Annotated in this window: 12 protein-coding genes and 1 pseudogene; 5 read left to right on the forward strand and 8 right to left on the reverse strand. The window is 59.3% G+C overall.

The annotated features are described in order from the left end of the window. Both I6F36_RS37745 and I6F36_RS37750 read left to right on the forward strand, forming a co-directional pair. Positions 1-311: pseudogene (locus I6F36_RS37745) on the forward strand (hypothetical protein); the annotation flags it as partial. Further along, positions 308-1,249: a transposase gene (locus I6F36_RS37750; RefSeq protein WP_225143795.1), complete on the forward strand. Its 942-nt coding sequence runs from the start codon at positions 308-310 to the stop codon at positions 1,247-1,249. The pseudogene I6F36_RS37745 and the gene I6F36_RS37750, both read left to right, overlap by 4 nt. Positions 1,250-1,468: 219 nt before the next feature. Here I6F36_RS37750 and I6F36_RS37755 read toward each other — a convergent pair whose 3' ends face one another. Together I6F36_RS37755 and I6F36_RS37760 are read right to left on the reverse strand one after the other, a co-directional pair. Further along, positions 1,469-1,786: a hypothetical protein gene (locus tag I6F36_RS37755; RefSeq protein ID WP_061877864.1), complete on the reverse strand. Its 318-nt coding sequence runs from the start codon at positions 1,784-1,786 to the stop codon at positions 1,469-1,471. A gap of 338 nt (positions 1,787-2,124) precedes the next feature. Continuing rightward, on the reverse strand, positions 2,125-3,723 hold the full coding sequence (locus I6F36_RS37760; RefSeq protein WP_225131487.1) for an oleate hydratase: 1,599 nt from the start codon (positions 3,721-3,723) through the stop codon (positions 2,125-2,127). A gap of 3 nt (positions 3,724-3,726) precedes the next feature. Here I6F36_RS37760 and I6F36_RS40115 point away from each other — a divergent pair, with 3 nt between their 5' ends. Continuing rightward, positions 3,727-4,005, forward strand: coding sequence for a transposase (locus I6F36_RS40115; RefSeq protein ID WP_225131477.1), 279 nt, complete (start codon positions 3,727-3,729; stop codon positions 4,003-4,005). A gap of 440 nt (positions 4,006-4,445) precedes the next feature. Here the strand turns inward: I6F36_RS40115 and I6F36_RS37770 are convergent, their stop codons facing one another. Continuing rightward, positions 4,446-7,556, reverse strand: coding sequence for a multidrug efflux RND transporter permease subunit (locus I6F36_RS37770; protein WP_225143797.1), 3,111 nt, complete (start codon positions 7,554-7,556; stop codon positions 4,446-4,448). 10 nt (positions 7,557-7,566) lie between these two features. Next, positions 7,567-8,736, reverse strand: coding sequence for an efflux RND transporter periplasmic adaptor subunit (locus tag I6F36_RS37775; RefSeq protein WP_225143799.1), 1,170 nt, complete (start codon positions 8,734-8,736; stop codon positions 7,567-7,569). A gap of 705 nt (positions 8,737-9,441) precedes the next feature. On the opposite strand from I6F36_RS37775, the gene I6F36_RS37780 reads away from it, so the two are divergent. Beyond that, positions 9,442-9,693 (forward strand): hypothetical protein, encoded by a 252-nt coding sequence (locus I6F36_RS37780; RefSeq protein WP_225143811.1) that lies wholly within the window; start codon positions 9,442-9,444, stop codon positions 9,691-9,693. A gap of 133 nt (positions 9,694-9,826) precedes the next feature. Here the strand turns inward: I6F36_RS37780 and I6F36_RS40120 are convergent, their stop codons facing one another. Continuing rightward, positions 9,827-10,099 (reverse strand): transposase, encoded by a 273-nt coding sequence (locus I6F36_RS40120; RefSeq protein ID WP_225143823.1) that lies wholly within the window; start codon positions 10,097-10,099, stop codon positions 9,827-9,829. A 56-nt stretch (positions 10,100-10,155) separates the two neighbouring features. Here I6F36_RS40120 and I6F36_RS37790 point away from each other — a divergent pair, with 56 nt between their 5' ends. Further along, a complete protein-coding gene (locus I6F36_RS37790) occupies positions 10,156-10,578 on the forward strand; it encodes a transposase (protein WP_369418490.1) in 423 nt (140 codons plus the stop codon). A 307-nt stretch (positions 10,579-10,885) separates the two neighbouring features. Here the strand turns inward: I6F36_RS37790 and I6F36_RS37795 are convergent, their stop codons facing one another. From I6F36_RS37795 to I6F36_RS37805, 3 genes are all read right to left on the reverse strand, one after another. Then, on the reverse strand, positions 10,886-11,920 hold the full coding sequence (locus tag I6F36_RS37795; RefSeq protein WP_225143813.1) for an IS110 family transposase: 1,035 nt from the start codon (positions 11,918-11,920) through the stop codon (positions 10,886-10,888). Positions 11,921-12,038: 118 nt separating this feature from the next. Continuing rightward, positions 12,039-13,151, reverse strand: a complete 1,113-nt coding sequence (locus I6F36_RS37800; protein WP_225143815.1) for a cache domain-containing protein — start codon at positions 13,149-13,151, stop codon at positions 12,039-12,041. A gap of 10 nt (positions 13,152-13,161) precedes the next feature. Further along, the coding region (locus I6F36_RS37805; RefSeq protein WP_225143822.1) for a PilZ domain-containing protein at positions 13,162-14,050 on the reverse strand (889 nt) is incomplete at its 5' end.

Here is a 14,050-nt window from a genome sequence, read left to right on the forward strand (position 1 = left end):
CCTGCAATCCGAGTCCGAGGGGCCTGCCCTCATCTCTTGCGCAGCAAGGCTGCTCGGAAGATGGTCTACATACTCAACCTCCTTCTTCGCGCCGTCATGGCGCACATACCACCGTGCAGCCGAAGGCGATCACCTTCCCGACCGATGCCAAGCTGCTGCACGCGGCGATCAAGGGGCTCAACCGCCTGGCCAGGAAGCACGGGATCAAGGAGCTATGGCGGAATCTGGGTGATGACGGTGTGAGGAAAGGCGGCGTATCGAGGCGGGTGACGAGCCTGCCAGAACCTCTTGAGGAGAGCGATACGCCATGACCGAGACTACCAATGTTCTTGCTTTCCGTCAGCCGTCCGCGGTTGATGATCCACTGACCGATATCGTTCGAGCCGGCGCGCGGGACCTGCTTGCTAGGGCGATCGAGATCGAGGTTGGCGCGTTTCTGGCCAGCACGGCCAATCTGACGCTGCCCGATGGTCGAGCGCGCCTGGTCCGACATGGGCACGGTCCGGTACGCGAGATTGCGACCGGCATCGGTCCGGTGGAGGTCGCTCGTCCCAAGGTCCGCGACCGCGGAGCGAGCGGGCCAGGCGACCGCCTCCGCTTCAGTTCGGCAATCCTGCCGCTATGGGCGCGGCGGACGAAGAGCCTGGATGCCTTGATCCCGGTCCTCTATTTGCGCGGCATCTCGACCGGCGACTTCCAGGACGCGCTCTCGGCGCTGCTCGGCAAGGATGCGCCGAACCTGTCGCCTTCGGTGATCGCCGGCCTGAAGGCCGATTGGCAGGTCGAGTACGAACGCTGGCAGAGACGCGATCTGTCGGCGCGTCGCTATGTCTACATCTGGGCCGATGGCGTGTACCTGCAGGCCCGCATGGAAGATCACAGCGAATGCATGCTGGTGCTGATTGGTACCACGCCCAAGACGACTCTGCGCATGTTAGCTGCCACGATCAAGGCGCGATGGATTTGCGAACAGGCCCATCAGCAGTTGAAAGAGGAACTCGGGCTTGATCACTTCGAGGGACGATCCTGGCAGGGCCTTCATCGTCATGCGCTCATGACCATGATCGCTTACGCATTCCTCCAGCATTGCCGTCTCGCAGAAGCGGGGCGGAAAAAAAAGAATCAACGGTCCACCGCCTCAGCCGAGCCTGCCGGCCGTACGCCAAGCCATCGTCGATCGCATCGTTCAACCGCGACCTCAGCGATGCCCCCACTGCAGAAGACAAATCGGCGAAAAGCAGCGGCGTGAATAAATCTGCCAAAGTAGTGCTAGGTCTGTACTCAATAAAGGATTCCATCTGGGATTAGACTGTGATTGAAGCTTCTCAGCGGGGGGCGCTTGAATGGTATTAGCTCTAAGCAGAGCGCAGTTCGACATCGTTGAGCAGGGCCTGCACGGACAGGAATCGAAACACCTCGCAGACCGTGGGCATTGGGGCGCGCTCGCGCCGTTAGGTCGTGTCTCGCTTTAGGAAGGCCCGCAGCCGGCCGATGACTTCAGCGGTTCGCTGACCGTCACGGCGGATGTGGTCAAGGGCGCCCCCGATCTCGCCGAGGTCGGGTGCCAGATTCTGTATATCTGCTGGGCCGGCTCGGTATTGATCAGAATGTCGGCGAGCGGCTGGTTCAGCTCGTGTGCGGGTGAAACGGACATCTCTCCCGCGGTCGCGCGGCGGTTCATGTGGGCGAGCTCCGACATGCGCTGGCGCGCCTCGACCTCGTCCACGAAGAGCAACCGGCGCTCGCGCAGCAGAACGGCTCTCATCAGCCCCTGCACCAGCACCACGCCCGCCTCCAGTCCGGTCCCAGGACGGGCGAGATGAGGCTCTCGCTGTAGATCAGCGCGTGACCCTTGCCTGGTCACGGAGCCCGCCCGCAGACACTCGCGTGGCGACATGGTCCTGCTCGGCGAACGAGTCTCGCCGAGGGCGACCTCGCCCTTATCTCTATCACCGACGCAGGTCACGGCGTCCTATGCATGGGCATAGGCCTCTCCATCGCGCATACCATCGTCGAAGCGCATGGCGGCCGCATCGGGGCCGAAAACGTCCCGTCAGGGGCGCCGTCTTTCACGTCAGACTGCCGCTTGCAGTCGCGCGATCGCGACGCCGTCCCGGGAATGCGTCACCCGAAAGCCTTCTTCAGCGTCGCGAAGATCACCGCGAGCGACTTGTCGTAACGGGTCACCGGCGGCACCGGGCGATCGACCTTCATCAACTGATAGACCGCCATCTGCGCCGCGCGCACCGAATATTCGACAGTGAAGACGACGTCATGGGGGATCTCGACGAACTGGCTGACGAAGGCGAGGTTGACCGAATTCTTCGGCACCGGCATCGGCCGGTCGGCCAGATTGCGCGGCATGAACATGCTGGTGATGTAGGGCATGCGGCAGGGAATGCAGGTCGCGGTCTCCAACATTTCGCGATCGAAGTTGAGGTGCCCGCATAGCTCGTTCAGGATGTCGGCGCCGCCGCTCTCGGACATTGGTTTGGCCACGAAATTGCCGACGCGATCGGGGTGCAGCGCATAGCCCCAGAACACCTGCACGTCCTTCGGCTGCCCAGCGAAATGCGGCTGATGATACAGCACCACCGACATCAGCCAGTTCGAATCCCTGAACGTGACGAGCCCGCCGGTGCCGGCCCTGTTGCCGGAGAACGCCTCCATCTTGTCGAAGAAGCGGGGATCTCTGCAGGTAACGGTGAACGACAGCCAGTAGGATTCGGGGATTGAGGTGTTGAACGCGGACGGATTGCCGAATTCGGGACGTCCCTTCGCGATCCTCTCCCACAGCGCCCAGCCCTGGCTATCCTTCTTGGTCAGGTGCGGCGCCGGATCCGTCATGGTGCCGAGGCTCGAGGCGTCCGTCATTGAGCCGTTCTGGAAGAACACGAGGTCGTCGTCCTCGAGGCGCACATTGGCGGTGCGGCCGTCGCGGTCGAGCATGAGCTGGCGGACGCGCATGCGCCCGCCCTCGTCCTCGAGCATCATGTCGATGACAGCCGTGCCGAGCACGAACTGCACGCCCTGCTGCTTCAGCCAGTCGGCAAGCGGCCGCACGATCGCGTCGTACTGATTGTAGACCGTGCGTTTGACGCCGGCGAGGGTCTCGATCCGCGGGAACTCGTTCATGAAGCGGTGCAGATAGCGCTTCAGCTCGAGGGCGCTATGCCAGGGCTGGAAGGCGAAGGTGGTCTGCCACATGTACCAGAAATTCGACTCGAAGAAGTTCGGCGACAGCCAGTCGGTGATGCGGCTGTTGCCGAGCGTCTCCTCTGAGGCCTCGGTGAGCCGCAGCAGCTCGAGTCGGTCGCGCGCCGAGAAGCCCATATGAGTCACATCGATCTTGAAGCGGTTGCGGTCGACCAGCCGCGCCTGCGAAAGCGCCGGATTCTCCAGATTGAACGCGATCGTCTCCTCGCGCACGCTGAGGCCGGGATGTTCGAGCGACGGAATGCTCGACAGCAGGTCCCAGGTGCATTCGTAGTGATCGGTGGTGAGCATGCGCCCGCCGCGCAGCGAATAAGCGCGGTTCGCAAGCAGCGCGCCGTCGAGGCTGCCGCCGACCAGCGGCTGTGGCTCGTAGATCACGATATCGCGCCCCGACACCTGCGCGTCGCGAACGAGGAATGCCGCGCCCGCGAGCGATCCGATGCCAGCTCCGATGAAATACGCCTTCATAACTTGCCTCGATTGCAATTCGACATTCTGAAGCGACATAGCATGGCCGGACGCATTCAAGGTTGCGCTGGATCAAGCGCGGTGAGGACTGGCTCAGCCACGCGGAATGGCGGCGGATTGAGCCGTTGTTGCCGGCGAGGGCGCAAGGGAGCGCATCGGGTCGATGATCGATGCGTGATCAACTGCAGTGTCCACTTGCTAGAAGCAGGTTCGCGCTGGCGTGATTGCCCGGAAGTCTACGGTCCTTACACAACGATCTACAACGGCGTCAGTCGCTGGAGCCGAGCGGGGATTGGACGAACGTTTTTACGCTCTGACTGAATCAAGCGGCGTGTCCGGCTCGATCTCGGTGGATTCCAGCTAAATCAAAGCCCATGGCCCCCGCGGCCGGCCCAAAAAGGAGGACCTTCAACAATGCGATCGGCCGCTCGCGCGGCGAACAACCACCAAAATCCAAGCGTTGATCGACAATATTGGGCGCCCCGCTTCTTTCTTGATTACTCGTGGCAACACCCACGTAGCCCGCGTCGTCGACTGATCGAGCCTACGACGTTAGAAGCTTGCGCGACGAGTTGGCCGCGACGCTCGGTCATGGCGTATCGCTCTTTTTGAGAGGTTCTGTGGTATCCGGCATCCGCCTCGATACGCTGCCCATCTCAAGCCGTCATCACCTACTTTACTGCATAGCTCTGCTCGAAAGTGCTATATAAGACGAGTGTCTCAATCTAGAAAGCGGTTTCGGGGCCTGCTGGAAGGCGTAGCTAGTGGGCTCGCATGGCTGCGCGTTCTTTGCCACGCCCGAAATATCTCATGACTACGACGTAGAAGACCGGCACAAAGAACACAGCAAGGACCGTTGCTGAGATCATCCCACCGAATACGCCGGTCCCGATCGCGCGCTGGGTTTCGGCGCTGGCGCCACGGGCAAGCATCAGCGGGACCACACCGAGTGCAAAGGCCAGCGAGGTCATCAGAATCGGCCGCAATCGACGTCCGGCTGCTTCGACGGCGGCCTTCATTGGGCAATGCCCCTGAATGCGAAGATGCTGGGCGAACTCAACGATGAGGATCGCGTTCTTGGCTGAAAGTCCGGCAATGGTTATTAGACCGATTTTGAAAAAGACGTCATTCTCGAGCCCACGAAGATGGACTGCAAGAACAGAACCGATGATTCCAAGCGGTACGACAAGCATCACCGAGAACGGTATTGACCAACTCTCGTAAAGCGCAGCTAGCACCAGAAAGATGACCAGCATGGAGAGAGCAAGCAGGAAGGGAGCCTGCGAGGCGGATTGCTTTTCCTGCAGCGACTGCCCAGTCCATTCAACCGCGAAACCTGCCGGCAATTGTGACGCTAGTCCTTCCATTTCCAGCATCGCGTCGCCACTGGATATCCCGCGTGCAGGCCTGCCTGCAATGCGTGCAGCCGGATAGCCGTTATAACGGACGAACTGGAGGGGGCTAGTTTCCCAGATTGGCGTGACGAGCTCTGACAGGGACACCATGGCGCCTGCATTGTTGCTGACATACAACCTAAGCACGTCGTCAACCTGCATTCGGGTCGCAGCATCGGCTTGCACGATCACCTGTTGCATGCGTCCAGCATTCGGAAAATCATTGACATAAGTTGACCCGATGGCAGCCGTGAGGGTATCACTGACCGCGATGAACGATACACCCAGCGCTTCAACCTTCTGTCGATCGATCTGCAGCTTCACGTTCGGCGCGCTTGGCAGGCCTTCAACATGGACGTTTCCCACGAGTTTGCTTTGAGCCGCAAGCTGCAACAACTGGGCTTGTGCTGCCATCAATGCAGCAACGCCGCGATTGGCTCTATCCTCTAAACGCAAGGAAAACTCGGAAGTGGTCCCTAGTGATTCGATGGCAGGCGGCTTCAAACTCATGATCAGCCCTTCCGGTGCGCTGACCATGGCTGCCGTCGCGCTGTCAATCTCGTCGTCGATCGTCCCGCTCCGTACGCTCCAATCCTTGAGTGTCGTGAACGAGGTCGCGGTGTTCGGCCCAGAGCCGGAAAATCCGTAACCGATTAGCGAGAGGTTGCCCGCAATGTCTGGGCGTGACCCCACATGTTGGTCATACCGATTCACAGTTTCGATGGTGCGCCCTGCCGTCGCGTCGGCGGGCAGGACGAAGGTCGTCAAAAAACTACCTTGATCCTCTTCGGGCACAAACGATGTCGGCAAACGCATATACGCAGCCGCGAGAACAACGCCGATGACGGCATAGAGCACCATCATCCGGCCGGTCCTCGTGACCATTTTAGCAACCCATCCGACATAGGCGTTGGTCAACCGGTAAAGGGTACGATTGAACGAGCAGAAGAAGCCTCGTTTTTCATGATGGCCGCCCTCGATTGGACTAAGTAGCGTTGCGCATAGTACTGGTGTCAATGTGAGGGCAAGAACAGCTGAAAAGAGGATCGAGACCGTCATCGATAATGTAAACTGCCGATAGATCTCGCCGACCGACCCGCTCGTGAGCCCCATCGGAACGAACACTGCTGACAGAGCGAGCGTGATACCGATGACCGCACCTGTGATCTGGTTCATGGCTTTCTGCGTAGCAGCTTTGGACGTCAGCCCCTCCGTGGCCATGATGCGTTCTACATTCTCGACTACAACGATAGCGTCATCGACAATGATACCGATTGCCAATACCATACCGAACATCGTGAACACGTTGATCGAAAAGCCGGCCATCCACATCACCGCGAAGGTGCCTAATAGTGAGATCGGGACGGTGATGGCCGGGACCAGTGTGTATCGGACATCCTGAAGAAACAGCAACATGACGAGGAAAACGAGGATCATCGCCTCGAATAGGGTCTGAAGAACATTCTTGATCGAGATCTTCACGAAAGGTGCGGTCTCGAAAGCTACGGCGTAACTCATTTCGTTCGGCATGGCCGGCGCGAGCTCGGCGAGACGGGCCTGGACGGCGGCGGTCGTCCGGATCGCATTTGCGCCCGGCGTCAATTGAATCCCGGCAGCCGTCGCCGGTTTGCCGTTCTCGCGGATTGCAAAAGTGTAAGTTTGTGCACCCAGCTCCACGCGCGCGACATCGGCCAGCACGAGCTTTGAGCCGTCCGGCTCTGAACGGAGCAATATGGCCGCAAATTCTTCTGGCGTTTGCAATTGTCCTTGAACTGTGAGTGGGATGCTCACCTTCTGCCCGGGCACGGTTGGTTCCGAACCGACGCGTCCCGGCGCGATCTGCGCGTTCTGAGCCCGAATTGCTGCTATGATATCAGTTAATGATAGCGAATAAGACAAGAGCTTGGTTGGATCAACCCAAATGCGCATTGCGCGTTCCGAGCCAAAAGCCTGCACGCGACCGACGCCTTCAACACGCTTTATTTCAGGAGCAAGGATTCGCAACAGGTAGTCGCCAAGGGCGAGTTCGTCACATTGGCCATTGTTGCAACTGAGCGTCACAATCATGATAAACCCGGTGGAAGCCGATTCCACAGTAACGCCGATTCTGCGCACCGGCTCAGGAAGACGCGCTTCGACACTCTTCAAGCGATTCTGGACATCCACCTTCGCCATTTCGAGATCGGTGCCGGGCTTAAACGTAGCGGTGATGCTCGCCTCGCCCGACGTATCGGCGGTTGATTCGAAATAGAGCAGGTTCTTGACGCTCGACAGCTCTCTTTCAATCAGACTGAGAACGCTGTCGTTGATCGCCTGAGGTGTGGCTCCTGTATGCATTGCATAGATGCTGACTGTCGGCGGCGCGATGTTTGGAGCGCGAGAGACAGGCAGTTGCGGGATTGCCAAGCCCCCCAAGAGAACGACAAATATAGCGATTACCCATGCGAAGACGGGCCGCTCGATAAAGAACTGAGGCATAGCTCTTCTCTCAATGCTCGGCTTGCACGGCGGCGTGCTTGAATGGCTGCGAGTGCACCGTGGCCCCATCCCGCACGCGCTCCTGCCCCTGCACCACGACAACGTCGCCGGCTTTTAACCCCGAAGTAACAATGTAGCGGCCATCCACAACCTCACCCACATCGATGGGGCGTCGGGCCGCTTGCTTGTTGTGGTCGACGATGATGAGTTGCGCTCGGCCCGCCAAATCCCGGATGACGGCTTCCTGCGGCACTAGCAATGCGCTATGCCGCACCACGCGGGGTAAGCGGGCGCGGACATACATTCCTGGAAGCAAGAAGCGCCCCAAATTCTGCATCTCGACGCGCACGGTGATATTGCCCGTGCCGGGATCGACGTTGACGTCCGCGAACAGCGCGCGCCCGGTGACCGGATAAGGCTTTCCGCTCGTGGCGCTAATCTCAACGGGCACCTTAGACAGATAATCAAGCTGCCTAGATTGAACAGACTCGCGGATCGCGTCGATCTGCACAGCAGGTCGGCGAATATCAACGTAGACCCGGTCGATCTGCTGGACGATCGCGAGAGCCTTGGCTCCGTTAGCCGAGACAAGTGCGCCCTCAGTAACAAGCGCCGGGCCGATCTGCCCAGAGATCGGGGCCCTTACTGTTGTGAAAGCCAAATCGAGCCTGCGGCGCTGGAGCATCGCCCGTGCCTCGGCAACATTCGCCTTCGCCTGAGCAAGATTGGCGATCGCATCATCATATGCATCACGGCTGATCGCATTGCTCGTCACCAGCTGTCTTGCACGCTCGAACTTACTTTCAAAGCGCACCAGACTGGATTCAGCTCGCTGAAGCACTGCGGCCGCGCTGTCGACCTCCGCTTTAAATGGATCAGGGTTGATCTGAAAAAGCCCTTGCCCGGCCTGGACCTCCGAACCTTCGTCGAACAGGCGCTTCTCAATGATCCCGCCGACCTGGGGCCTAATCTCGGCGGTTCGGTAAGCAGCCACGCGTCCCGGCAGTTCGTCAGCGAGCGTCACTGCCTCCGGCTTCACCGTCAGCACCGTGACGAAGGGCAGACTTACTTCTGGTGGTGCGGCGGGCGTGTCGCTGGACTGTTCGCCACTGCATGCAGCGACCAGCAGAGCCGTCGGCAGAGCTAACCACAAGCCAAACCTATCGAGGCCGCGCGCCATTATCCTGGATCCATAGCTATGCAGGTGAAATGAACACTGGTTCGTTATTGCCGCGCTCATGCCGTGCTTGGCCAAATTGTATGGAGTGAAAAGAGCTCCGCCCGGACGGGTGGGTAAATGAGGAGCTTCTGTGTGCCTCAAAATTCGATAGGATGGGCGGAATCACCGTATCCAGGTTAGCAGTGAAATCAGGGTGCTCGACTATGCACATGCGATCCTCCACCTTTGTGTATAACGCAGCGATCCTAGATGAATGTGGCCGCCCGTGCGCGTCTCTGCGTTTACCATGGTCCGTTCCTCAAGAGTTTATGCGGTGACGCACGTGATGCGGACGGCCGTGCAGGTGTCGTGCCAAAGCAGACACTCATCTGGCACGAAACGATGACCTTGATCTCGCTAGGTCTGACAGGCGGATTGTCCAACTTCTGACAAGGAGAGCAGCTTTCTGCCGGCCCGTCTACGAGCGAGAACGGCTGCGTAAGGAGCGAAGCTCACAAGAGCGTAGTGCAAGATCGTGTGTCGGGATGGAGATTTCGACCCTACCTGCCACCATCGGCCGATGGCGCGTCGATAATACGATCGAGAAGCATTGCCTGCTGTCATCGGCAGAGGATCGCCGCTTCCATCCGGATTGCCGCGCGGAAACCACCACCACCGCTAAGAACTCTTCCTTGTAAGATCCTAATTGGGATTGTCGCCGCCTTCGTGGCGTTGAAGAAGGCCGGCGATGCCGGTGACGGCAAGAAGGCACGTCGCGGCGAGCAGAAAACCAAAGGCGTGTTGATCAGCTCGACCATCTCGATCCGCAACGCCTTCCGCAAGAAGAACAGCTGGTTCGAGCGCCGACAATTCAGTCGGGCTGCGGCGATCGCCGCCCGCCGAGGATCGGGGCCATTAAAGGCGGGCGGCCGGGTTGGGTCGTTCAGAAGAAGCAAAAGGCACCGACCAGGTTGGTGACGCGCCTGATCGACTTCTGCCGTCTAAGTTGCTAGCGACTGGAAACGCGTTTCACGCGCGTTCCTGATCGGCAGCCGGCTCAACATGCTTCAACGCGAATGCGTCCTCATGGGCTATTACGCCATACGTTCCATCATAGCAACCGAGCCGGACGCCAGACGCGTCTACAGAGCCTGAAGCAAGCGGGCGGCAAGTCCTGGGCGCCGAGCTTGTCGTAGCGGGTGGCGTTGCGTCGAAACTGCTTCAGTTTGTTGAAGAAGCGCTCAACGTGGTTGCGCTCGCGATAGATGGTCTTCTTCCACCGGAACCTCTTCTTCCGGTTGGATCTGTTGGGAATGTTGGGGATCACACCTTGATCACGGATGTGGGCACGAACACGATCGGCATCGTAGCCTTTGTCGGCGATGACGACGGCGCGCGCATCGAAACAACCGCCGCGTTCTCAACGGCATCTTCTGGGTCCTGCGCGCGGGAGCTCCGTGGCGCGATCTGCCCGAGCGATACGGGCCTTATACGACCGCTTACAATCGGCTTCAACCGCTGGCTCAAAGCCGGCATCTGGGACCGGCTGATGGATGCGGTCGTCAAGGCACACGATGGCAAGGTGCAGATGATCGACAGTTCGGTCGTGCGGGTCCATCAGCATGCTTCCGGGGTGAAAAAAAGAGTGGAGATCGTTGTGTGGGCCGAAGCCGAGGCGGCCTCACCACCAAAATCCACGCGCGCGTCGACGCGAAAGGCCGCCCGGTCCGCCTCATGATCACCCCCGGCGAGGCCCACGACGTGACGTGCGCCGAGGCCCTGCTCGACGGACTAAGGGGTTCGATCACTCCACTCGAAATCCGTCAGGTCGTAGCGCATGATCCTAGCCCCGATGTTCGGTAGCTTGAATCATGGTCCGCCCTGATCCGCTAGACGAATTTGAGTACACACCTTCTGTAATGGGCCCGATGATGTCAAGCCTCCCGAGTGAACGCCACGCCGCCGAGCTCATGCTTCTGTTCGTGGTCGACGCCTGGCCGCCACATCATGCTGTCAGAGGGAGCGGTGAGCCTATCTAGATACGCGTGGTTCGTCGGACGACGGCCACTGGGCGTGTAACGGCTTCACCGCATCCACCGTCCCGGCGACGGGACTTCGGGCACCGGGCTTCAGTTCATCCCGGTTGCGTTCTCGATCTCCTCCACGTCTTCTATGCTGCGATTGAGCCCGCTTCGGCCCATCGGTAAGTCGTGCCATCGACCCAGATCCGATGCAGGATCACTGCGAGCTTGCGTGCCAAGGCGACCTTTGCGCGCTTCGAGCCTCTCCGCTTGGCGACGTCCATCCCCCAGCGTTTGAGTTTTGAGAACCGCGTGATGCGCGATAACAGAACGTTGGCGGCTTCATACAAGGCCGTCCGCACCGTCTCATCGCCGGCCAGCGTGATTCCGCCCGTGACGTCCTTTTCTCCCGATTGATATTTCTTTGGCGTGAGCCCGAACAGCGCGCCTGCTGCCTTTGACTTTACAATGCGATGACGATCATCAAGCTCCGATTTGTAGGTGATGGCCACCAGGGGGCCAACGCCTGGTACTGTCATAAGCCGGCGGCAGACTGCATCATCACGCACAATTGCCAGCACAGCCTTGTGTAGTCTTCCGTATTCTGCCTTCAGGGCCGATCGTGCCGAAAGCATCGCACCAGCAATGCGCTCCAATGTCGCCTGGCCTGCAACCAACTCTCGAATCCGCGCTTCAAAATTCCTTCGCGTCACCGGGCCAACCTTCAGACCGAAGCCGCGCAAAATCCCTCGGATACTTAATTCTACATCGATCAGCCGCCCGAGAAGCTGTTTGCGTGCGATCAGGAGTGCCCGGATCTCTTGCGCATCAACCGACTTTGCGTGTACCTGCCGAAACCATCCCATCCGGATCAACTGGGCGATCCCGCGGGCATCCTTCCGATCCGTCTTGACCGTCATTGCAGATAATGCGGCCTTCACGTGCCGCGTTTCCAGCAGAACTGTTTCAAATCCTGCACCTTTCAGGCCCGCATGCAGCCATTGCGACAGCGGCCCAGCCTCCAGCCCGATCCGCTTCACTGCAAAGCCGAGCGTCTCAAAAAAGTCAACTAAGGCGTCGGGTTCGCTTGCGACCTTCGCTTCCTTCAGGATCTTACCCTGGGCGTCCACAACACACACGCTCGACAGTTCCAATGACACGTCGATTCCGGCATAATTCTCCACGGCTGTCCTCCGTCTCCAGATGCTTGGGGCCGACTCAAGTCGTGACCCCGTTTCATCATCTATCGGGGGACAGCCACCATCATGACCCCTTGCTCCGGAGCCGGGCCCATTACCGCATCTAGTTGTCCCCACCCGGTCCTTGGATCGAATTGCGAACAGAGTGCCCCATCAGCTTCGACTGGATGCGAGCTAGCGCGTCACTGAGCCTCGCCGCTTCATTGAAGCGTGTCTCCGAATATGGCGGGCGCGCGGATGGATCGTGCAAGAGGGCCTCCGCTGTATTCGAGAGCCGGCGAAGAGGCGTCCTCAGCCACTGCGCCGCACAAAAGAGTAGTGCTAGTGTGGCGATGGCACAAGCACCGAAACTACTCCAGAATGATCGGATTAGATTACGGGTGGACGCAAGCGCCTCGTCGGCACTCTGCCGAACCAGAAGAGACCAACCGAAGCTTGGAAGGTTCGCGAAGCCGACCGTCGGAACGATCACTGTGAAGTAGTCCCTGCCGTCAGGCCAACGTTCGCGCAGAGACCCAGTCGTGACGCGACTAGCCGCAAGCGCGGAGCCGATGTTGAGCGGCTGGTTGATAAGATCCGGCGGACCAAACAGGACGGTTCGATCCCCCGAAAGCAGCAGCACGTCAATGCCGGGTACTTGTAACGAGTCCATGCCTTCTGCGACCCATTTCCAGTCAAGGTGAGCGCCGATGACCCCGGCAACGGAGCCGGCGCGGCGCAACGGCGCTGCCAGGTCGATAAAGCGATAGGGCTCACGAGATGCAGGCAACTGGGTGGCCAGTAGTTGAGCGGCATGCACATCGATAGCCGCCGGCGAGACAAGGCCCCGTCTAAACCAAGGTCGCTGTGCAACGCTTACTCCTTCGAGCATGCCGTCTTTAGCCGCGAGAATGGTCCCTTCGAGATCCGCGACGCCGAGCCAAGTGTAGCGTCGATCAAGGCGGCTCAAGAAGTCGATGTGTTCTCGCGCATGCTTAAGATCTGTTAGGTCAATGAGCTCAGCGGACCTAGCTACATCCATCCAAACTCCATAGAGCCGACGGGCCAACAGCGCGGAACTCATTTCGCCGCGAATTCTTAACGCGTCGAACTGCAGCTGCTCTCCCCCTTGCTGTAGCAAGGCCGTGTAGATCGTCGCGGTCACCACGGCCGGCACCAATATGAGCAAGGCGCCTCCACAGAACACCAAGGAGAGTAGGCTCGGTCTTTTCGGCATCTCGCGCTCCTCAACTCGTTAGAGCTCGCGCCAACTCGCGGATCATTTGCAAGATGTTCCCTCGATCGGCCCCTGGCATGGCGGATTCAGTGTGAAGCTTCTTGATAATTTTCGCGCTTTGCTCGGGAGTTGGAGAGAACTTGACTCGATAGCCGTCACGAGTAGTCGCAGCAACATGCGCGTCTACTCCGCTAATCCCGGGCAGGTCGAGCTTCCCTGCTGCTCCGGCGGGAAGTCCGGATGGACCGCTGATTCGAGCGCCCCCTCGGCCCAGATTGAGAAGCCATCCGCGATGCTTCTCACCTTGGATCACCAACGTGATGGGTTCTGGAATCTGGCGCTGAGGTCGATCGTATCGCGGTCGCTCAATGCACACCACGACTGCCACGGACAGCACCAGAATGTTGTAAACTGTCCAGAACATCACGATAGCCGTGCTGTCACCCGCTGTTGCGGACGTATCGAAGACAAAATCGGAGTTCAACGGCACGATCAGGCCGCCGATCGTCAGAGCGAGCAGGAGTACAAACGGTCGCATCAACGCCCATTGAACAACAACCTTGGTGCGGTCGCCGCCTTTGGCCGTCACCGAGAATTTATGCGATCCGCTGGTGAGAAGCCCGAGAGCAGCTGCTTGGCTGATGGGCCAGGCCGCGATCAGGTGAGCAGTATCGTTAAGAAGCGGGACAAACAAGCCTTTTGAAAGCCAGTTTAGGGACACCAGAACCATTAGGTAATAGGGTACATAGTAACTGATAATTTCCAACAGCGACGCGTTCACGATGGTGATGCCGAACCACCAGTACAACAGTGGGCAAATCAGGCTGGCAAGCCTGAAGGGAAAAGTGCTGAGCCAGTAGAGCAATGAATCGAGGATCCCGATTCGATGCATCAGACCA

Origin of the sequence: Bradyrhizobium sp. BRP19, from assembly GCF_020194195.1 — a bacterium.
GTDB classification, from domain to species: Bacteria; Pseudomonadota; Alphaproteobacteria; order Rhizobiales; family Xanthobacteraceae; genus Bradyrhizobium; species Bradyrhizobium yuanmingense.